Origin of the sequence: Bernardetia sp., from assembly GCF_020630935.1 — a bacterium.
Classification (GTDB): domain Bacteria; phylum Bacteroidota; class Bacteroidia; order Cytophagales; family Bernardetiaceae; genus Bernardetia.
On record NZ_JAHDIG010000072.1, the window covers coordinates 1 to 21,728 of the forward strand.

A 21,728-nucleotide genomic window follows, 5' to 3' on the forward strand; every position below is an offset into this window, starting at 1 on the left:
TGCATAAGGCAAAAAAAGAAGAAAGATAATACTTTTTTCGTGCGTTTACCCTATTGATGTTCTAACATAGCAACACCAACAACAGTATTTTCCTATAACAAGTAATGTGATAATAATAGTTTATTTTCTACAAAATTTCAAATTCTATACGTCGGTTTTTTGCTCGGTTTTCTGGTGAAGTGTTTGGAACTTGTGGCTGCGATTCTCCAAAACCTTTTGTCTCTAAGCGTTCTTTAGAAATGCCTGCTTCTATCAAATAATTGACTACCGAATTGGCACGTTTTTGAGAAAGATTCTGATTATAGGCTTTGTCTCCTACATCGTCAGTGTGTCCAGAAATTTGCACCTTAATATTTGGACTGGTTTCTAAATATTTTACTACTAAGTCTAATTCTGTTTTGGATTCTTCTTTGAGTTGCCACTTGTCTGTATCAAAAAAGATATTGTTCAAAACTACTTTTGAGCCTTTTTCTGCTTTTTCTAAATAAATATCAACGATTACATTTTCTCCTGTTCCTTCCGAATAATCAAAGGAAAGACTTTGAAATAAATAACCTTCTTTATTGACATTGAGCGCATAATTTGAACCTTCATTCAAGACAAAAAGGTATTTTCCATTTCTTGGGTCAGACTTGACCGATGACTGAATAGTTTTGTTGCTGATATTGTATAAATCTATACTTGCGCCTAGCTTTTCCTTTGTTTTGGCATCATAGACTGTTCCTTTAATGTATCTACTTACAGGAATTTCAATTTCTTCAGGCATTTCAAATTTGTAAATATCGCTTTTTATAATGTCTCGCTGCCCAATGTCTAAATCTGAATAATAGGCTGTTTTTCCATCTGCAGTAACAAAAAGACTATGCTGGTCTCTGTATGTATTGATAGGATAGCCCAAATTTTTTGGTTTTGTCCAGCCAAGTGAAGAATTTTCATCTACCTGTGTTTGAAATAAATCAAAACCACCAAACCCCAAATGAATATCGGACGCAAAGAAAAGTGTTTTACCATTTACGTGAATAAAAGGACTATTTTCTTCGCCAGAAGTGTTGATTTGTTCTCCTAGATTTTGTGGCGCACTCCAAACACCTCTATCGTTACGAGTAGATTTCCAAATATCAGATTTTCCATACCCACCTGGGCGAGTAGAAACAAAATACAACGTTCTGCCATCTGCTGAAAGTGAAGCCTGTGTTTCCCACGCAGAAGTATTGATGAGATTACCCATATTTTTGGGTTCAGACCACTTGTCGCCTTGTTTTTCGCTGATAAACAAATCACAACTTCCATAAACTTGTCTTCCACTATTCTCACAGACTGTAAAAATAATGGTTCGTCCGTCTGCTGAAATTGTACATGTGCCTTCATTGGAACGAGTGTTTAGTTCTTCTACTTTTTCAGGGGTTTGCCAAAGGCTATCCTTTTTTATGCTTCTCAAAATATCTTCATCTGCTTGTGGGTTGTCTCCATCTCTTGCTGTAAAATACATCTCTTCTTCATCGGCTGTCAAGACGGCAAAATACTGGAGTTTTCTCGCATTAATCACGTCTGGCAAACGTTCTGGGTTTATATCCATCGGATTTTTCATTCCCTCCATTCCAAACTTACAAATTGCCAAACCTTGTGTAGCTACTTTTTTCTGTGCTTGCGAACGTGCGTATTGATAAGATTTTTGATAATAGGTATTGGCTTCTGTATATTTTCCTTCTTGCAAATAGTCTCCTGCCACAATCATATATAAAGATACTCTACGTGGGTCGTTGGGAATAATGCGTGCAGCTTCTTTAAAATGATATTTTGATTTTTCTCTATTTCTTAATAAATGATAATGACTGCCAAGCGCATAATGTGCTTCAAAATAATCGTTGTCTAAATTCACAGCTTTTTCAAGCAGTTCTATTCCACGTTCAAAGTCTCTTGAAGCGATATAATCTTGTCCGTTTTGGTAGGCTGTTTGTGCCCTTCTGTTGCTTGTGCCTTGTGCAAAAGAAGAAAATACTAAAAAAAATGATAGGGCAAAAAATAGAGAAAAGACCAAAGCTTTTCTGAAATAAGGTAAATTTGAATGTTCCATCATAAAAAAATTGGGTTTCGTTGGTGTAACTGTTTTCAAAAAAACGCCATTTAACCAACTTTGTTATTATCTGTGAGAGAAAAGGACTGCCTTTTTCCTAACAATAAAGAATAACATTTATTTTGTCTTTCCTGTATTTTTGATTTTCTGATATATCTCAATATACTTTTTGGCTAGTTTTTCAGAAGAAAAATCATCTTGAATTATTTTTGGTGCAACTGTTCTTATCTTATCTCGCTTTTTACTATTATCTATTGCTTTTTCTAGCGTTTGAAGTAAAGACTCAACACTGTTTGCTTTACAGACCCAACCTAAATCTTTCTCCTCTACGTAAGATGCCAAGCCCACTTTATCAGACACCAAAACAGGCGTTCCTGTGCTAAGGCATTCTATCACAACATTAGCAAAGTTTTCATTGAAAGAAGGTAGTACGAATAAGTCAGATTTTTCTAAATGCTCAAATTTTTGGTTTCCTTCTAGCCAACCCACCCAACAGATTTGTTTCTCTAGTTCTTTTTCAGAAATAAGTTTTTTTAGAGACTCTTCATAGACTATGCTTTCACTCTTTCCAATCAAATCTAGTTCTAAGGTTACTTTTGGATGCTTCTCTTTAAACCTACGTATGGCTTCAAACAAAATTTCTAAACCTTTTTTGTGATGAATCCTAGACATAAAAACGAGTTTGAAAACATCTGTATTTTTTGTTCTTTCTGTCACTTTTTGTTCTTGAGTTTGTTTTGGAAGCGATAAAAGGTTAGGCAGTACAAAAACTTTATCGTCTTCAGCATAATTTACCTCTTCTCTTTCTATTTGTGCTGTTAGATGAAGAAATGATTTTTTTAGTAGTTTTTTACCAATAAACTTATGAAAAATGCTTTTAGGCGATTTTTTTTGTGATTGAAGTGTATATTCTCCCAACATTCCACGAGGCGCAACGATTACTCTAACGCCTCTCAAAATACATATCAACACCGAGAAAATAACAACTGTATTCCACCACGAATGAACATGAACAGCATCAAAATTTTTAGCTGTCTGAAATACTTTTTTTAAAAGTCCAATAGAAAAATGTGTATGGTCTTTTGTTTGCCTTTTGAAATACCAAACCTCTACATTTTCTACTAAAACGGGTGTATTTTCTTTTACTTTGAGTTCTGCTTCTCCATTGGCAGTCGTTGTATAAACGGTTACTTTCGTATTTTCGTAATCGGCTTGCGCTTCACACAGACGACTTACCGAAACCGTTGTTCCTCCATAGATATAAGCAGGTTTGTAAGAAGGTGTAATATGAAGAATGTTCAATTCTTTATTTTTTTTATTGATGGAATTATTGGTTATTTTATCAAACAAAGATACAAACGATTCTTTAGATAAAAATCTACTATGATTACACTTGAAGAAGCTGAAAAAATAAGAGATAAGAAACTCAAAGAATTGAGTAAGTCATATAAGGATAATATAATACAAACTGGGTTTAAAGAATTTGAGCTTGGGTGGATTTTATACTTTAACAGCGAAAAGTTCGTCAAAAATGGTTTAACGGAATATATGCTATTAGGAGCTGGGGTAATTATCATAGATAAAAACGATGGTAGTGTTACTTCACTTGCTACACATCCTATACAAGAGTTTATTGGATTTACGATAGAAGAACTTTATAAGAAAGAAAAATATAGTATTCCTATTAAGAACGAACAGGAAAGAATAGAAGCATACAATAAACAACACGAAATAAATTTGAAGAAGGATGAGAAAAGGCAGCGAAAATTATTAGAGGAAGAAAGAAACAATACCTCCTTTCGTAAAATTTATCGAATGCTAAAAAGCCTATTTGAGTGATTGATATTTCTTACCTTTGATATCAACAATTTCATACAAACATATCTATAAAAATGCTCCAAAGAGAAAATTTCAGAGAATACGCCCATAAAGTAGCCGATAAAATGGCTGATTATTTAGAAAATGTAGAAGATTTTGAGGTGCTTTCAAAAGTAGAGCCTCGTCAGATTTTTGATGAGTTGCCTGTTTCTGCCCCAAAAGAAGGTGAATCAATGGACGTTATTTTGAAAGATTTTGATGATATAATTATGAAGGGAATGACGCACTGGCAAAACCCACAATTTTTTGGATATTTTCCTGCCAACAGTTCCCCTGCGTCGGTGCTTGGTGAAATGCTGACAGCTACCTTAGGAGCGCAATGTATGATTTGGCAAACTTCTCCTGCTGCTGCCGAACTAGAAGAAAAAACAATGATTTGGCTTGCCGAGTGGTGTGGACTCCCTAAAGATTGGCACGGCGTAATTCAAGACACAGCTTCGGCTGGTACGCTTTGTTCACTTCTTACTGCAAGAGAAAAAGCAACTAATTTTGAAAGCAACACGAAAGGACTAGCCTTTTTTAATAAAAAATTTAGAACCTATTGTTCTGACCAAACGCATTCTTCTATTGATAAGGCTGTCCGAATTGCAGGAATTGGAAGTGATAACCTCATAAAAATAAAAACAGATTCAAATTTTGCTATTGACATAAATGCTTTTGAAGAACAAGTTAAACAAGATATTCAAGATGGATTTACTCCACTTTGGGCAGTAGCAAACTTAGGAACGACGAGCAGCACAGCCTTTGATAATGTGGTAGAAATGGCTGAAGTTTGCAGTAAGTACGGCATTTGGCTTCATATTGATGCTGCTTATGCAGGAACAGCAGCGATTTTACCAGAAAAACGTTATTTGTTTGAAGGGATAGAACTTGGAGATAGCTATGTTTTTAATCCACATAAATGGATGTTTGTCAATTTTGACTGTTCGGCATATTATGTAAAAGACAAGGTCGCACTTATCCGAACGTTTGAGATTTTGCCAGAATATTTAAAGACAGGTTTTGAAAGCAAGGTAAATAATTATAGAGATTGGGGAGTTGCACTTGGCAGACGTTTTCGTGCTTTAAAATTGTGGTTTGTGATGCGTAATTTTGGTTTAGATGGCATCCAAGAAAAATTACGTTTACATCTCTCGTTGGCTGATTATTTTACACAAAAAATAATTTCTCATCAAAACTTTGAACTCATTACAAACCCAGAACTTGGTCTAGTTTGTTTTAGATATTTTGACGAAGATAAATCAGCAGAAGAGTTGGACAAAATCAATGAGCAGATTCTCAAATCTCTCAACCAGACGGGAAAAGTATTTTTATCTCACACAAAACTAAATGGAAAATATGTCTTGCGTCTTTCTATTGGACAAACGTATGTAGAGAAAAAACATATTGATAATTTTTGGGAATTGCTTTTGTCAGTTAGTAGTGAGCAGTTATCAGTTTTGAAATAAAATTTATTTTGTAATGTGGAACGAAGAAGAAATAAAAAGCCTAGAGCCAATAGATTTCATAAAGCATATTATCCATGAGCTAAGGCAAAACTCTTCTTTTATTGATGCCTGCTCCAAAATAATAAAGCATTCAGATAAAGATAATTTGAATGATGAGCAGAAAATGATGGTATCACAACTTGACAAAAAAGTAAAAGAAATTAAGCAATTGGAAAACTTGATTACTACGTATTTGAACGAGAATAAAGCCTCTAAATAAAATGAGTAATATTATTTTCTTGGACTTAGATGGTGTTTTGATAACGACACCAAGTTGGAAAGCTGACCAAATTGATGTTGATGGCTATTCTATGTTTAATAAAAAATGTGTGGAGAATTTCAATCTACTGACTGAGAATTTAGAATGTGAAATATGGCTCTCCTCAACAAGAAGAATGACAAAAAACTTAGAAGAATTTAGGAAAATATTTTCTAATAGAAATATAGAAAAAGAAATTGCTGGTTTTTTGCCTATTCCAAAGAGTTACAATACTCCACGAATTGATGAAATAGAATCATTTTTACGAAAGGAAAAGGTAGGTAACTTTTTAATTTTAGATGATGATTCTAGCCTGCACAAACTTGGTGAGGAAAATAAAAAATATTGGGTTCGAACTCATCTAACCATAGGCTTTGATTCTGAAAAACTAGCAGAAGCAAAAAATATTATTACCAACCTATGGAAGCTCTAATTCTTATTGTATATTTTGATAATAAAATAAGTTAGCATTTTTGACTATCTCCTATTATCCTGCCCTTCCATCATAGAAAGGTAACTATTGTATCTGCTTTTGGCAATTTCTCCACTCTCAACAGCTTCAATAACAGCACATTTAGGCTCTCTTAGATGTAGGCAGTTGTTGTACTTGCACTGATTTAAACGTTCTCTCATTTCTGGAAAATAATGGCTAATTTCTGCTTTTTCCATATCCATTAGTCCAAGTTCCTTAATACCAGGAGTATCTATGACAAAAGTATTTTTCTCTATTTCAAACATTTCAGCAAATGTTGTAGTATGCAAGCCTTTTTCTGTATAGTCAGAAACTTCTGTTGTGCTTTGTTCTATTTCTGGAGAAAGGCGATTGAGAAGCGTACTTTTTCCTACTCCCGAATGCCCAGAAACCAACGAAACTTTATTTCTCAACATCTCCTCTACTTTACTTATATCTTTATCTTCTGTGGCAGAAATAGCAATACATTTGTAACCAATCTGCTCATAACGCTGCATCATTTTTTCTTGAATGTGTAACTCATCTTTGGAGAGCAAATCTGTTTTATTAAAAATCAAGATGGCTGGGATTCGGAAGGCTTCTGCACTTACTAAAAAACGGTCTATAAAACCTGCCGAAGTGCGAGGCATTGCCAACGTAACGACAACAATAGCTTGGTCTAAATTAGCTGCAATAGTGTGAGCAAAACCTTCTTTTTTGGGAGACTGTCGGTTGATGTAGTTTTCTCGTTTTTCTATTTTTTCTATCAAAACGGTATTTTCCTCCTCATCTTCTAAGCTCATTTCTACTCTGTCGCCAACAGCTATCGGATTAGTTACTTTTTCATCATTGAGGCGTAGCTTTCCACGTAAACGTCCTTTGTATCTGTGATTATTTTCTGACAAAACATCGTACCACAAGCCTGTTGAGCGCAAAATGAGTCCTTTCATATAGTTGAATTACGAATAGATAAATTACGAATTACGAATTAATACCATTATTTATTAGAATATTAAAGTCGCATTATCGTCTAAAAATAAAAGAACCCTAATTTAGCAATTAGAGTTCGAAAACAATGTAAAAAATTATATTTTGTAGGTCAAATGGCTTAATTTTATACTTTGCACAGACTAAATTCAAATGCTACATTTATTCAAAAACCACGCTTTCAATCGTCTGGCATTTCATTTCAGTTTCTTGCCACTCTCTTTCTGTGTCAGAGTCTGCCGTAATTCCACCTCCAGCATACAAAATAGCTTGTTTTTCTAAAAGTTGCATACAACGAAGTTGCACATACAAACTACTTCCGTTTTTAAAATTTACGCCTCCCAAATATCCCGCATAAAAACCTCTATCATACCCTTCATTTTCCAAAATAAATTGTGTTGTAATGTCTTTTGGCATTCCACAAACAGCTGATGTAGGGTGAAGAAGTTCTAACATAACGGTTGCAAGCTGTGGAAAACGCTCTTTTACGGTATCTACTAGAAACTCTGTCCTTAGATGCAAAATATTTCCAGCTCTGACCGTCTTGGGTCCAATTTCTTCATATTCTCTCAAACGAATTTTCTTAAAACAGTTGATAATATAACGACTTACAAGGGCTTGCTCTTCAATTTCTTTTTGTCTCCAAAGTGCATTTTTGAGTTCTGTTACTTCTTTTCCAGATTGTGTTCCTGCAAGTGCCATCGTTCTGAAAATACCGTCTTTGTTTTGACTTACCAAAAGTTCTGGCGTGGCACACATCCACGTTCCGACACGAGGAATAGAAACTAATGAAACAAAAGCCATTTTATATCGCTTTTCTAGTTTTTGATAGGCTTCCAAAGCATCAAAATCATCATTCAAATCAATAAATTTGTTACGAGAAATAACCACCTTCTGAAACTCTTCATTTTGCATTGCCTTAATTGCCTTCTCAACAGCTTTATGGTGTGTTGCTCGTGTAGTAGCTATTGGAATATTTTGAGGATAAAAATAAGGTGTTTTACACTCTTTTTCTTGTTGGATTTGCTTTAGTTTTTGAAAAAACTGATTTTTGGTTTTAATTAGTTTTTCAAATTGCTTTTTATTCTTACTAGAAACATTCTCTACTATAAAATCACTAGAAGAGTCAAAATATAAATGAGCTTCCAAAAAATAGGCTTTTGATTTATTAGAATTAGCTTCAAAGTGCTTTTCAAATTTGTGCATCAAAAAACCTGTTCCCAACTCCTCCAAATCAGCTTCTACTAACTTTGTTTTTTGAGATAAATCAATAACTAACTGTAAATTATCTGTATTTGGTTCTCTCCAAAGCGCAACACCTAAGTTTTGAGCAATGGCAGCACACCACATTTTTTTGATAAATCCGAAGGGATGTAACTGATTTTTATCAAAGTGTACATCAGATTTTTCAATTTCTAATAATTCGGATATGGCTAAGTAATTTTTCACGACTGGTTTATTTTTCGGTAACCGTAAACGAGAACTAAAGCCGTCGTTTAGGTAATTCTATTTTAATTTCAAAACTTTCAAATAAAAATGAAAGATACTATGATTAACGAACAAAATTAGAAGATGTTGCAAAGTTAGGTATAAAATCAAAACCATTTCATTCATTTTCAAATTATAAAATAATGTCTTAATAGGTTATAAAACTATATTTCAAACAGACTGTTTTGCTTTCAAAATTGCACTAAATTTAGTATCTTGCTAACAAGAAAAGCAGTTTTTTTATATTGAAGTATATCAAAATTACTGTTTGAAAAAATTACTTCTCGCTCAATACTATTGAGAATCAATACTTTCTATTCCATAAAATCACAAAATACATATCACTATGCTCTCTACCGACACAAATATTTATATTGATGTTCAGCCTACTCAAAACTCACGCATAGATACTTTAGATGAAAATAATATTCCTTTTGGGCGTGTTTTTTCAGACCACATGTTTATTGCAGACTATAAAAACGGAGCTTGGACAGATTTTAAAATTGTGCCTTACGGTAATCTTTCTTTAAGTCCAGCAGCTTCTACACTTCACTATTCTCAAACTATTTTTGAAGGAATGAAGGCATTTTATAATACCAAAGACGAAATTGTTCTTTTCCGTCCAGAGGAAAATTATGAGCGTCTGATGCGTTCGTGTGAGCGTATGTGTATTCCAACAATGGATAAGGAAATTTTTATGCAAGGACTTAAAAAACTTATTGATATTGATAGAAAATGGGTTCCTAAAGTAGAAGGAAGCTCGCTTTATATTCGTCCGTTTATTTTTGCTTCAGAAGGTTTCTTAGGAGTTCGCCCAGCAGAAGAGTACAAATTTATCATCTTTACCTGTCCAGTAGGGGCGTATTATACGCAGCCTGTACGAGTGAAAATTGAAAGGGAGTTTGTGCGTGCAGCAAGTGGAGGCGTAGGAAATGCTAAAACAGGGGGAAATTATGCAGCAGCTTTATACCCAGCCAAATTAGCACAAGAACAAGGTTATCACCAGCTTATATGGACAGATGCCAAAGAACACAAATTTATTGAGGAATCTGGGACGATGAACATTATGTTCGTTATTGATGGAAAAATTGTAACACCACCAGCAGGAGACACTATTTTGAAAGGCATTACTCGTAAGAGCTTGGTTGTGTTAGCAAAAGATTTGGGTTATGAAGTAGAAGAACGCCCAATCACAGTAGATGAAGTGATGGAGGCTATCAAAAACGAATCACTCACAGAAGCCTTTGGCGTAGGTACAGCAGCCGTAATTTCACAGATTGCAGCCATTGGATTAGACGGCACAGATTACGAACTTCCAGCCGTTGAGACAAGAAAAATTAGTAACCACCTTCTAAAAGAACTCAAAGCTCTTCGTTCGGCAGAAATAGAAGACCGTTTTGGATGGATGGAAAAAGTTTAATTAACTAAACTAATTAATTTTTAATGATTAGTGATGAACGCATTGTATTTTTTTATGGATATGATGCGTTTTTTCAGTTTTTACATTAACATAAAAACATAACTAAAAAATGATTTTTGCTACAAAACTCAGTGGGGAGCAAGTTGAACTTGATTATAAACATATTGAGCCTTTGAGAAAAGAAATTTTATATTACTTCGACCAAAATATAGGAGATATAAAAAATGCTTATGTTCCCGAGTCTGATTATACGTACAATTACTGGGAGTATTTGAATATTGAAGGAACTGATTTATACAAACAAGATGAAAATTTCTTTATCGATGGCTGTCTATTAATTACTAATGCAATGGTTTGTGAGTATATAAATATTCCTAGTGGCAATCAACAAGTATTCAAGACTACAACACTTCAAGAAATTACTGATTATGTTTCTGCTTTTAAGCCGAAAGAAGATTATCAGCATGAAGCAAAAATAATAACTTTAACAGGATTGAAGATAGCTAAATCAATATCAGATAAACTAGATATATTAGAAGATATCTCAGAAACTCAAAACCCTAGATTACTGTCCTTCTATGAAGGGGCTAAATGGTTAGATGAAAAAGTAATAGGAGGTTATCTCTCTGAACGAGTAAAAAGATTTTACAATAAGATATAAATCTGTAGTGTAATAAAAATTACGAGTATTTGATGTTCTATGAACTACAAAACAAAACAATAAGGTAATTATGAAAATCGTATCAAAGTACAAAGATTATTACGACAGCGTGGTAGCCTACGGACAAGATTCAGAAACTCTATACATACGACATACAGAGAAGCGAGTTCTAAAAAATGTTGGTTCGTTAAAAGGCTTTTTACCTATTTATTTAGACGAGATAGTGGTACATCATAACGAAACTTATGAAGTTCATCAAATTGTTATTGGATTTTGTGGAAAATTATATCCATGTATTTTACTAAAAAGCATAGGGTTAAAACAATTTAAAAATAAAGTATTTTATTCTGCACAAGACTTGGATGAATATTTTGATAAGCTCACAAGCAGCAATAAACATATAGAATTTGTAGAATATTATGACCAAGGTGTCCGTCCCTCTTTATCAGAATTAGAAAAATACTTTGAGAATATTGCCTATGCGAAAGACTATACAAATTGGTTTACTAGCATAAACTGTCCTGTTTTTACCATTAACAACAAACTATTCAAAAAAGAAGACTACGAAAATGTTAGGTTAAATAATGAGTTTCCAGTAGAAGCAAATTCAAAGCTAAAAGATTTAGAATTTTATAAAGTAAAAGATGCTTTTACCTGTTTTCAAGAAATATCGCAGTTTATAAGTGGAGTTCTGGCTGATAAAGAGACGAAAAGCAGTGAAATAAGCAACTTAGACAAAATCAGAAAAAGGGGATTTGATGAAAAATATAGCTTTCGGAAAGAGTCTAAGAAAAATAAATGAAATAAGGAATATTTTTTTTTACCTCAGAGCTAAATTAAAAAAGTATAATCAATGAAATATCTAAAAGACAACGAAAAATTATTTATTTACACCTTTTTATTTCAATACAATGACCATCATTAAAAATATAGTAATTTTTGTTCTAGGATTAACTTTATTCTCTTGTGGAAATCAGCAATTAGATGCTTCTAAAGATTTGGAAGAAAGAGATTCTAGTAATAATACTTCAAAAGAAAGTAGTCAAGAGAAGGACAATTCAACCGAAAATAAATCACCACTTCAAGTGGAAGTAGACAACGCCTTACGAAATGAGTCTATTGATAATTATTACAAAGATATTTACAATAAAGAGAGACTGGTTTCATCTGATGATAACAAAATGCTTTCTATAACTGACAGCCTTTTTACAGACAACCCCAAAACTGATGTATTTTATTTCATAGTCTTTACCAAGTCTATGAATGGTTCAGATGGTTTTTATTCAGAAGCACTTGGAGAATCGTCTTTTAATTTTGTTACTAAAAACACTGAAACGTTTGTAGATTACTTCAATGTAGCTCCTAAGCTAACAGAAAAAGATATGGATAACTGGGCTAAATATATTCTAGGAGAAATTAAGATTACAAGAGAAGGAGATGAGGAAAAAGCTATTCAAGAGCTTGAAAACATTCTATTCAACAATATTGCAAGAAAAAGAAAAGAATATAGACCCATAATAGAAAGTTTAATAGAAAAGATAAAAAATCTTGATAACAAACCTCATAATGGTTGATTTTTGACTCTAAACTTTCTAGCCTTTCTATTTCTAAAGACTTAACAGATTTGAAAGAATGGGAAATCAATTTTGTAGAGAAAAAATATTTTATAAACTACACAATTGGTGTAAAAGATTGGCAACCTCTTTACTTTGAAATATCAGCTTAAATGAAACAGTTCTATTTGAACACTCAATCTAATTAGATATGAAAGACATTTTCCTACTACTATTATCTCTGTCTATTATCTCTTGTAATCCAGTCAGCACAAAGACAAAAACTATTGGTATTCAAGGCTTTGGAAATGTAGATAAATATTTAACTGATACGATAAAACAGACTATTTTAGATGTTTATGATTTTGATGAAGTAATTATCTTGAAAAATAAGCCGTTACCAAAATCTGCATTCATAAATATAAAATCTCCTAGATATAGAGCTGATTCAATTCTAAAAGTTTTAAAAAGAGAAATTCCAGATTCAATAGATTATATAATTGGAGTAACCAATAAAGACATATCAACTACAAAAAGAGATAGAGATGGAAATATTTTGAAACCAGAAAATAAATATACCGACTGGGGCATTTTTGGTTTGGGTTACAGACCGGGAGTGAGTTGTGTAGTATCCACTTATAGAATAAAATCAGCAGGAAGAAAAAAGTTTATTACTAGACTAAAAAAAATATGTATGCACGAGATAGGACACAATCTAGGATTAAAACATTGCACTCATGATAATAAATGTGTTATGCGAGATGCTGCCGAAACTATCAAAACAGTAGATAATGTTGATTTGAAACTGTATAGTTATTGCTCTTCATTAGTAGGCGAATAAAAAAACCTCATCAAATTCAAAGAATCTGATGAGGTTTTGCAATTAATCACTAATAATTAGCTTCGCTGAATGAATATTTTACAATTAAATCGTTCTTGTTACATCGAAGTTTTCTAAGTAATCAGCAACTCGTCTTACAAATTTTCCTCCTAAAGCACCATCTACAACTCTATGGTCGTAAGAGTGAGAAAGATACATCATGTGGCGAATACCTATCATATCGCCTTGTTCTGTTTCTACAACGGCTGGCTTCTTAACAATCGCTCCAACAGACATAATGGCTACCTGTGGCTGCATAATGATTGGTGTACCGAGCATATTTCCGAACGAACCAATATTTGAAAGTGTATAAGTACCTCCAGAAAGGTCGTCTGGAGAAAGTTTATTATTTCTTGCTTTCTCTACAAGCTCACTTACTTTTCTAGTAATTCCTAGAAGGTTGAGTTCGTTGGTGTTATGAATTACAGGGACAATCAAATTATCATTTGGAAGAGCTACTGCAATTCCTACATTGATAGCCTTTTTCATTAAGATATTATCGCCATCTACCGAACAGTTGATTTTTGGAAAATCTTGAATAGCCTTTGCTACTGCCTCTACAAAAATAGGAGTAAAAGTAAGAGCCACACCATCACGTTCTTTCACAACTCTTTTCCACTTGTTTCTCCAGTTTACAAGGTTGGTAAGGTCTGCCTCAATGAAAGACGTTACATGTGGAGATGTGCGTTTTGATTCTACCATTCTTTGGGCAATCATCTTACGCATTCTGTCCATTTCTACTACCTCAATACCATTTCCATACGATTTTGAAGGTTGAAGCTGTGTAAGTGGTTGTTGTTTTGTCTCTTTTTTAGCCTGTACTGGAGCAGGAGCTTGTGTTTGCTGACTTCCTCCCTTGTTTCCATTTTGTCTGTTTTTCAAATATGTAAACATATCAGACTTGGTAACTCTTCCTTCTAAGCCTGTTCCCTCAATAGTTTCTAATTCTGACATTGAAATTTTTTCCTCTTTGGCAATAGACATCACTAAAGGAGAATAGAAACGTGTAGCTGTGGCAAAGTCATTTTGTTGATGAACTGCTCCATTCATTTGGCTACCACCATTTGAGGTTGCAGCTTCTAATGCTAGTTCTTTTTCTTCTACTTTTTCCTCTTTTTGTTGTGGAGCTGGGCTGCTTGGTGCATCTGCTGTTTCCTCTCCAACAGTCTCTATAATAGCAATCGGTGCGCCTACTTGTACAACTTCGCCTTCTTCTACCAAAATCTCTACTAATGTACCTGCGTGCGTAGCTGGTACTTCTGTATCTACTTTATCTGTTGCTACTTCCAAGACTGATTCATCTTGTTCGATTTCATCTCCTACTTCTTTGAGCCAAGTAAGGATTGTGCCTTCCATTACACTTTCGCCCATCTTGGGCATTACCATTTCTATTTTAGCCATAGTGATGTATATTTATGAGTTAGTTTCTTAGTTAGGTCTTGTTAAGTTTTATTGCTGATAAACACACCAACAATAGCAGAGATTGAGAGTTAAAATGCTCTTTACCACTTTTCTCATTCTAAAGAGTGAGCTACATTTTTACAAATTTACCAAAAAAATAGGATTAAAAAGAGTATTTTCAAAATTAGAGAGATTATTAGGCTTTTCTCTGCATTCAGATAACTAAATAACTGTAAATGAGTTTTTTTGTAGTAAAATATTTCACTTTGAAGTTTTTTCTATCAGCGGTTTGAACGTTCTTTAAGATATTTTTCTCTTGCTTTTTTTATTTCTTCATAGTCTTTCATCTGACAAATCCCTAACCATGAAGCTCCCATTGGTAATGTTGAAACTTTACCTTCCGAAACGTGTAGTTTATCAATTATCTTAGGAATCTCATTTTCAAAATCAAATATGCATAAGTGTTTATGTCCGTGGTCAAGAGTATCCATAGGAAACCAAGCTTCCCAAATAGCTTGAATCAAAGTAAACTTGGTATTTACAAAGTTTGAAGGATTTTTTATCTCAAAAATACAATCAAACTTCTTCGGAACAGCCAAATCTGCATAAGCATGCATAGTAAAAAGAGCTACTTGATTTTCTCTTCTTTTCCAGTTGATGTATTTCTTATATTCTGTTCCCTTGAGATGATCTTTAAGTCTTCTTGTGCTTGTATTTTGCCAAAAAGCTGTTAGTTCATCTGAAAATAACTCATCAGCAAATAAATATCTCTCTTCTACTGGACATTCTAGTTCTGCTCTCATTTTCTTATACAGTTTTTATTTTCAATGTAAACATAAAAAAAGACAACCCACTCAAAAGTAGATTGTCTATTCTTAATTTTAACATTGGTGATTACTTCACTCTATGCCAGTTTTGTGAACGCCCTACAAACGAAAAGCCGATATACCCTCTTACTTCCAACTTATCAGCAGAGAGTAATTTGATATTACAACTATATTCTTTACCACTTTCTGGGTCATAGATTTTGCCATCTTCCCACTTATCATCTCCATCGTTTTCCAGTCCGTACATAATTTCCATTCCGACTAGTTTCTTTCCTTTTCGTTTTCCTGTGCAGTTTTCACAGACTTTATTTTGGTCTGTTTCGGTTAAAAGTTCAGCAATTTTACCATGAATTTTTCCATTTACTTCGTAGATTTCAATAATAGATTTTGCTTTGCCTGTAGCGTCGTCAATAGTTTTCCATTTGCCTAATACCTTTGCATTGGGGCTGTCTTGTGGAACAAAAGCAGAAAAAAGAGCTATACAAAAGACTAAAAGGAAAAATTGTGTAGTGCGAATCATAGAAATAAGATTTGATATTTTTGAGAGAAAGTATTGTATAAAATAAGAAGCTGTTTAAAAATAGAGAAAATACAAATTATTTATGGTCTGCTCTAGCGAGACTGCCCTAATAGACCAAGGTCAGACCGATAAGTCAGTACCAACAATTGTATAAAACTACATTATTAAACAACTTTTAAATTTTCTGACACTTATACAAGTGTACAGTATATTGAAAGGACAAAATCTAATCCAAATAAGATTTTAGTTTAAAATATTTTCTAGTCTGGTTGTAGATATTTTTTGTTTGGTTAGTGAAAGCCAATTTTCTAGCATTTGTAAGCCATATTTTGTGAGTGCTGCTTCTGGGTGGAATTGAATCCCTTTTATGGGAAGTGTTGTATGAGAAAATGCCATTAATTCACCTTTTTCTGTGAAAGCTGTTGGAATGAGTGGGCTGTTTTTTCGTAGTTCTATGAGTAAAGAATGATAACGTACCACTTCAATTTTTGAAGGCATATTCTGAAATATCAAATCTTTATTTTCATCTACACAGCTATTAATCAATGAAACCTTTCCATGCATGGGTTTTTCTGCATAAATAAGAGCATCTCCAAAATATATTCCTAGAGCTTGATGTCCTAGACAAACTCCCAAAATGGGTAATTTCTGATGATAAAAATCTATTACATCCATCATATTTCCTGCATCTTGAGGCTTTCCAAAACCAGGAGAAAGAATGATTCCAGTAAAATCATATTGCTTAAGAATTTCTAAAGGCGTATCGTTTCTAAACACCTTACAATCTACTCCCAAACGCTGGACATAGTCCCACAGATTGTAGGTAAACGAATCAAAATTGTCTAAAAGTAATATCATGTTTTGCCTATCAGTTATCAAGCCGAAACTTAGTTTCACTAGGCTTTATTATATTCAACTCAAAAAATTCGTAATTCTCTAAATAATTTTTACTCCAAATCTTTTTTCAAACTGTGTCTTTACTCGCTCTTCTACTTCTTTCATATCTATTTTTTCTCCTAATTCTTTTTCTAATGAAGTAACTCCTTTGTCTGTAATTCCACAAGGAATAATCAAATCAAAATAAGATAAATCGGTATTGACATTGAGTGCAAATCCGTGCATCGTAATCCAACGGCTGGCACGAATGCCGATGGCACAAATCTTTCTAGGATTGTCAGAATTTGGGTCTATCCAAACGCCTGTCAATCCTTCTACTCTTCCAGCATCTAGGTTGTAGGTTTGCATAGTTTGGATAATGACTTCTTCCAATTCTCTAAAATACCAATGCAAATCTTGCTTGAAATTCATCAAATCTAAAATAGGATAGCCTACAAGCTGCTCTAATCCGTGAAAGGTAATATCTCCACCTCGGTTGATTTCAAAATATTCAATTCCTTTTTCATCTAATTCTTTTTCAGAGAGCAATAAATTGTCTATCGAACCAGCTTTTCCCAATGTAAAGACAGGATTATGCTGACAGAAAAGTAAATAGTTTGGTGTTGGAAGCTGTTTCTGCTCTTCTAGCTCACGATTTTGCTTTTTAACATCAAATATTCTATCAAAAATTTCTTGTTGGTATTCCCACCCCTTTTTATAGGAGAGTGTTCCAAGATGTTCGAAAATTACGTTTTGCATTTTTTAATTATGTATTAGCAACCGTAAACGAGGACTAAAACCGTCGTTTAGGATATTTTTTTTATTCTTGTAGAGAAGATTTTAAATAATTGATAACCTCTACAGGGAAAGGGTCAACGCCATTTTCTTCTGCTAAATAATATGAAACCCAGTCCGTCAGATAAATCAAATAGAATACCTGCTCCAAAAATGAATTTCCTTCTGCTGCAATGTGTGTAATGGAATGGGTGTGCTTATTAAAAATACCTTCACAAATTTCCATTCTTTTATTTACCCTTTCGTGGTCATAATCTGAATGGAATAGTAAAATGTGTGTCTTAGACAAAATTTCTTTTGGCAAGTGCCAGCCTACCAGTTCGTTGTGATTCATCTCTGGAAAAACAGCGACATGACAAAGCTGTTTTGCATTTTCATTGATTTGCTGCTGAAAACGAATCAACATAGGTTCTAAGATAGCATCTGCATATAAAATCGGAAACTTCCCTTTGAGAGATTTTGCTAACTTTTGAGCTTCTACTTTTATTGTTTTCTCATCCTTTTTTAATTTTTCAACAGTTTGTTGTATTTCTTTCTCAAAACCTATTTCTACCAATCCGTAATGATGCAAAAGTAATAAAAGTGAAGTAACCGAATAAGGTAAATGAGCTCTAGGACAAGCAGCTCTTGAAGCCAAAGGAACTAAATCAAAGCCCTTTTGATTTGCAATTTTTTCTAACTTACCTCCAGAAGTAAGACAGGCAATGTATGCACCTCTGCGCTGTGCTTCTTCTAAAGAAGCCAGTGTTTCTTCTGTATTTCCAGAGAAAGATGATGCAATAAAAAGTGTATTTTCGTTGATGTAGTTAGGCAAATTATATGTTTTGCAAACCTGATAAGGTACACTAAGCAAACTACGAGTAATCGTCTGTGCTAAATTTCCACCAATTCCAGAACCTCCTAACCCTACTACTACAACATTAGTTATTTTTTTATCTTCAAGTGAAGAAAGAGATAGTTTTTGAAAACTTAAATATGCCTCTTCCAACTGGTTGGGAAAACTAGAAATTAATTCATACATCATAATCACACCTTTTTTTATTGACTTCTACTACTAATTAAAATACTAAATTGTGCTAGGGTCGGCACAAAAACAAAAATGTAAAAATAAGAAATTTTAGATTATAAATACTATCAAAAGTTTTAAAAAATTAGGGAATCCAAAAATCAAAAATTAGCTCATTCATACACTTGAAATGCCCTTTTGGACACTCTTTAAAGCCAATTTTAGAACACGGACGGCAAGAAATTTTATTATTTTCAAAAATTACAAACTCTGTCTTGTAAGGATACATTCCTAAAGCTGGAGTAGTATTTCCCCAAATAGAATATATTTTTTTCTTGAAAGCTGCTGCAATGTGCATCAGTCCTGTATCGTGTGTAAAAACGACCTTAGATTGTTTGAGCAAAGAAGCCGACTGTCCTAAAGTGAGTTTACCACATCCATCAAAAATACGTGTTTTTTTTCCTAACTTTTCAATCGCTTCTTGAGAGGCTACTGTATCTCTATCTTTTTCAAAAAAATCAAAGATAGCTTTTCCGTTTTCCATATCCTCTTTTCCTCCTAAGAGAACAATTGGTTTGTTTATCTTATCACAAAGTTCAATCATTCGTTTCAAAGGCAACTTTTTAGTGTTGTGCGCTCCACCAATGGCAAAAGCAATATAACCATTTTGATAAGACTTAGGCAACCATTCTATTTCAAAATGATCTTCTGCTCCCAAAAAATAATCTAGTCCTGTTACTTCCTTATTTTTTTCTTTATTCTTTTTGTTCTCGGTTTCGCTTTGTCTTTCGTCTTCCTCTAACGTAATTCCTAATGGTTTTAACGTGTCCATATACCTCTCTACAATATGACGATTCGGCATTTTGTTCTTTTTGAGATTGACATATAACCACTTTTCAAAGTTTAGTTTATCAAAAGAATATGATTTTGCAGAAATTCTGAATTTTATGAGGCTAGTACGCAGGTTTTTGTGTAAATCTATGATAAAATCAAATTTTTCCTTTTTCAGAATAGCAATAAAATCTGAAATAGACTGTTCTTTTTGAAGCAAATGAATTTTGTCTAAATAAGGATTATACTTCAAAACGCTTTCAAAACTCGCTTTGGTGGCATAGTGCAATTCTAATTCTTCATTATGTACTGTCTCAAACTGCATTTTAAGCGAACGAATAACAGGCGTTGTCAAGACAATATCTCCAATGGAAGAAAAGCGAAGAATAAGGATTTTTTTCAAAGTTTGTTACTATTTTATTTATTCAAACGTTCTTTTGCAATAGCAGCTATCATTTGTAAATCTTCCTGCTCAGTAGGTAAAATAATTTCAAATCCATACGGAGAAATATCTGTTTTTAAACGGTCTAGATCATAGTGTCCATGCAGTTCGATGATGATTACTTTTACCTTATGCAACCACTCTTTATTTTTTCCTAAGAGTTCTTCTTCGCCTCCCTCAATATCAATTTTAAGAATATCTATCTCTTCGATACCTGCTTTCTGCATTACTTCTGGTATGTCATAAGCACGTACTTTCGTAGTAGTAATGCTTTGAGTATCTTGATTTATTTTTCCTCCCCAAGCAATTGCTTCTGTTTCAAAGGCTACTTCGCCCGACTGACTATAAATTGCTCCCTCCAATGCTGTGAGTTGATTTTTGGAAGATATAGGATGAAGATTTTTCTCTAAAATATTAAAATTAGTAGGAGCAGCCTCTACACAAACAAAATGAGCTTCTGGAAACATCTGATAATAATAGAGTGTCGTTAGACCTATATTTGCGCCCAAATCGACAATAGACTTTACATTTTTTGTCCATTCTTTAGGAAGTAGATATGTATCTTCCATAAAAATCTCATAGAAAACAAACATATCGCCACTATGTGTACGCAAATGTACATCTTGCTTTCCTTGTGGAAACTGTACTACGTGCTTAATAGCTTTTTCTTCTACCCTCTTTAATTCTTGTTTTTGATTGTACCAATGAAAGGAAAGAACTTGACGAGTAAGACCTAATTTATCGCCAAACGTATCGCCTTTTGAGAAATTAAAAGCAATTTCTTGTAAATAATATTTTCCTTTACTAACTATGCCCATTGTTGCTTTATTTTTTCTCTACTCATAATGGAGTAGAACGTTATTTTTTGAAGGCTCAAAGGTACGTATTTTATCTTAAAACTTATTCATTGCTTCAATCACTCTTAGAATATCATTTTCTGTATGGCAATATGAAATAGGAAGGCTAAGAATAGTCTTGTGAATTTTTTTAGCAATAGGAAAATTAGTTTCCTTTAACTTTCCTCTAAGTGCTTTTTGTTCTGCTGGAGGAACAGGATAATGAATTTCTGTTCCAATATCATTCTTTAATAAATACTCTCTCAACTTGTCTCTTTTCGGATGGCGAACAGCAAAAATATGATACACGTCATGAAAATCTTTCTCTACGAGTGGCAAAATAAAATCTGACTTGAGATTTTCTAAGTAAAGCCTAGCAAGTTTTCTCTTATGATTATTTATCTCATCCAATTTTTGAAGTTTGATACGCAAAAAAGCTGCTTGTAGCTCGTCAAGGCGAGAATTGAAACCTATTCTATCATTGTAGTATTTTTTATCTGAACCGTAATTTCTAAGTGAGCGAATTATTTTATTTAGTTCTACATCGTTAGTTGTAATTGCTCCTCCATCTCCCAACGCCCCCAAATTTTTTGTTGGATAAAAACTAAACCCATTCGCAACGCCAAAACTTCCTGCTTTTTGATTCTCAGAGTTAATTTTGAGACTTGCTCCGTGCGCTTGTGCAGCATCTTCTATAACAAACAAGTTATGCTGTTTAGCAATTTTTTCAATTCTATCCATCTGACATACTTTGCCATACAGATGTACCACTATTATTGCTTTGGCTTTCGGAGTTATTGCTTTTTCAATCTCTAATGTGTTAATATTGTAAGTTTCAATACTAGGCTCTACTAAAATAGGCATAAAGCCGTTTTGAAGAATAGCTAAAATGGTGGCAATGTAGGTATTTGAGGGAACAATAATTTCAGTATTTTTCTCCCACTTATACTTTTCTGATAGAGCTTTTAAAGTAATAGTCAGCGCATCTAATCCATTTCCTACACCAATACAGAAATCTGTTTGGCAATACTGAGCAAATTCTTTTTCAAACTCTTG

The 21,728-nt window shown here is 33.4% G+C and carries 23 protein-coding genes; 10 read left to right on the top strand and 13 right to left on the bottom strand.

Features of this window, described 5'->3' with window-relative positions; genetic code table 11:
• Positions 1-127: 127 nt before the first annotated feature.
• Positions 128-2,077, bottom strand: a complete 1,950-nt coding sequence (locus QZ659_RS16825; RefSeq protein ID WP_291727589.1) for an OmpA family protein — start codon at positions 2,075-2,077, stop codon at positions 128-130.
• Positions 2,078-2,191: 114 nt separating this feature from the next.
• Positions 2,192-3,376: an XrtY-associated glycosyltransferase XYAG1 gene (locus QZ659_RS16830; protein WP_291727591.1), complete on the bottom strand. Its 1,185-nt coding sequence runs from the start codon at positions 3,374-3,376 to the stop codon at positions 2,192-2,194.
• An 81-nt stretch (positions 3,377-3,457) separates the two neighbouring features.
• Between QZ659_RS16830 and QZ659_RS16835 the strand changes: the two genes are divergently transcribed.
• The 4 genes from QZ659_RS16835 to QZ659_RS16850 are packed head-to-tail and all read left to right on the top strand — an operon-like array spanning position 3,458 to position 6,131.
• Positions 3,458-3,913, top strand: a complete 456-nt coding sequence (locus QZ659_RS16835; RefSeq protein ID WP_291727593.1) for a YrhB domain-containing protein — start codon at positions 3,458-3,460, stop codon at positions 3,911-3,913.
• A 53-nt stretch (positions 3,914-3,966) separates the two neighbouring features.
• Positions 3,967-5,400, top strand: a complete 1,434-nt coding sequence (locus QZ659_RS16840; protein WP_291727595.1) for a pyridoxal phosphate-dependent decarboxylase family protein — start codon at positions 3,967-3,969, stop codon at positions 5,398-5,400.
• Between the two features lie 13 nt (positions 5,401-5,413).
• A complete protein-coding gene (locus QZ659_RS16845; RefSeq protein WP_291727596.1) occupies positions 5,414-5,659 on the top strand; it encodes a hypothetical protein in 246 nt (81 codons plus the stop codon).
• Position 5,660: 1 nt separating this feature from the next.
• Complete coding sequence (locus QZ659_RS16850; protein WP_291727598.1) at positions 5,661-6,131, top strand: HAD domain-containing protein; 471 nt, start codon at positions 5,661-5,663, stop codon at positions 6,129-6,131.
• 44 nt (positions 6,132-6,175) lie between these two features.
• Here QZ659_RS16850 and rsgA read toward each other — a convergent pair whose 3' ends face one another.
• Together rsgA and QZ659_RS16860 are read right to left on the bottom strand one after the other, a co-directional pair.
• A complete protein-coding gene (rsgA, locus tag QZ659_RS16855; RefSeq protein WP_291727599.1) occupies positions 6,176-7,099 on the bottom strand; it encodes a ribosome small subunit-dependent GTPase A in 924 nt (307 codons plus the stop codon).
• Positions 7,100-7,298: 199 nt separating this feature from the next.
• Positions 7,299-8,585 carry a chorismate-binding protein gene (locus QZ659_RS16860; RefSeq protein WP_291727601.1) on the bottom strand — a complete coding sequence of 429 codons (1,287 nt, stop codon included), beginning with the start codon at positions 8,583-8,585 and terminating at the stop codon, positions 7,299-7,301.
• Positions 8,586-8,970: 385 nt separating this feature from the next.
• Between QZ659_RS16860 and QZ659_RS16865 the strand changes: the two genes are divergently transcribed.
• The 6 genes from QZ659_RS16865 to QZ659_RS16890 all read left to right on the top strand — a co-directional run bounded on the left by QZ659_RS16865 (position 8,971) and on the right by QZ659_RS16890 (position 13,099).
• Positions 8,971-10,044, top strand: coding sequence for a branched-chain amino acid aminotransferase (locus QZ659_RS16865; protein WP_291727602.1), 1,074 nt, complete (start codon positions 8,971-8,973; stop codon positions 10,042-10,044).
• A 109-nt stretch (positions 10,045-10,153) separates the two neighbouring features.
• Complete coding sequence (locus QZ659_RS16870) at positions 10,154-10,705, top strand: hypothetical protein (RefSeq protein ID WP_291727603.1); 552 nt, start codon at positions 10,154-10,156, stop codon at positions 10,703-10,705.
• Between the two features lie 70 nt (positions 10,706-10,775).
• A complete protein-coding gene (locus QZ659_RS16875) occupies positions 10,776-11,507 on the top strand; it encodes a hypothetical protein (RefSeq protein ID WP_291727604.1) in 732 nt (243 codons plus the stop codon).
• A gap of 109 nt (positions 11,508-11,616) precedes the next feature.
• The gene (locus QZ659_RS16880; protein WP_291727605.1) at positions 11,617-12,279 is read left to right on the top strand and encodes a hypothetical protein; all 663 of its coding nucleotides are present in this window, start codon (positions 11,617-11,619) and stop codon (positions 12,277-12,279) included.
• Positions 12,276-12,431 carry a hypothetical protein gene (locus QZ659_RS16885; RefSeq protein WP_291727607.1) on the top strand — a complete coding sequence of 52 codons (156 nt, stop codon included), beginning with the start codon at positions 12,276-12,278 and terminating at the stop codon, positions 12,429-12,431. The genes QZ659_RS16880 and QZ659_RS16885 overlap by 4 nt, the downstream gene beginning before the upstream one ends.
• A gap of 38 nt (positions 12,432-12,469) precedes the next feature.
• Complete coding sequence (locus QZ659_RS16890; protein WP_291727609.1) at positions 12,470-13,099, top strand: matrixin family metalloprotease; 630 nt, start codon at positions 12,470-12,472, stop codon at positions 13,097-13,099.
• Positions 13,100-13,183: 84 nt separating this feature from the next.
• Here the strand turns inward: QZ659_RS16890 and QZ659_RS16895 are convergent, their stop codons facing one another.
• From QZ659_RS16895 to QZ659_RS16935, 9 genes are all read right to left on the bottom strand, one after another.
• On the bottom strand, positions 13,184-14,539 hold the full coding sequence (locus tag QZ659_RS16895) for a dihydrolipoamide acetyltransferase family protein (protein WP_291727611.1): 1,356 nt from the start codon (positions 14,537-14,539) through the stop codon (positions 13,184-13,186).
• Positions 14,540-14,820: 281 nt separating this feature from the next.
• The gene (locus QZ659_RS16900) at positions 14,821-15,342 is read right to left on the bottom strand and encodes a hypothetical protein (RefSeq protein ID WP_291727613.1); all 522 of its coding nucleotides are present in this window, start codon (positions 15,340-15,342) and stop codon (positions 14,821-14,823) included.
• Positions 15,343-15,433: 91 nt separating this feature from the next.
• Positions 15,434-15,886, bottom strand: coding sequence for a DUF2147 domain-containing protein (locus tag QZ659_RS16905; protein ID WP_291727615.1), 453 nt, complete (start codon positions 15,884-15,886; stop codon positions 15,434-15,436).
• A gap of 243 nt (positions 15,887-16,129) precedes the next feature.
• Complete coding sequence (locus QZ659_RS16910) at positions 16,130-16,744, bottom strand: anthranilate synthase component II (RefSeq protein WP_291727618.1); 615 nt, start codon at positions 16,742-16,744, stop codon at positions 16,130-16,132.
• Between the two features lie 78 nt (positions 16,745-16,822).
• Positions 16,823-17,521, bottom strand: a complete 699-nt coding sequence (gene lipB, locus QZ659_RS16915; protein WP_291727620.1) for a lipoyl(octanoyl) transferase LipB — start codon at positions 17,519-17,521, stop codon at positions 16,823-16,825.
• A 61-nt stretch (positions 17,522-17,582) separates the two neighbouring features.
• Positions 17,583-18,581, bottom strand: a complete 999-nt coding sequence (locus QZ659_RS16920) for a bifunctional phosphoglucose/phosphomannose isomerase (RefSeq protein ID WP_291727622.1) — start codon at positions 18,579-18,581, stop codon at positions 17,583-17,585.
• A 127-nt stretch (positions 18,582-18,708) separates the two neighbouring features.
• Entirely contained in the window at positions 18,709-19,797 is a 1,089-nt protein-coding gene (locus QZ659_RS16925; protein WP_291727624.1) for a glycosyltransferase family 9 protein, read from the bottom strand.
• Positions 19,798-19,811: 14 nt separating this feature from the next.
• A complete protein-coding gene (locus QZ659_RS16930) occupies positions 19,812-20,654 on the bottom strand; it encodes an FkbM family methyltransferase (protein WP_291727626.1) in 843 nt (280 codons plus the stop codon).
• Positions 20,655-20,729: 75 nt separating this feature from the next.
• Positions 20,730-21,728 (bottom strand): DegT/DnrJ/EryC1/StrS family aminotransferase (locus QZ659_RS16935; RefSeq protein ID WP_291727628.1); only part of this gene is annotated, 999 nt, incomplete at its 5' end.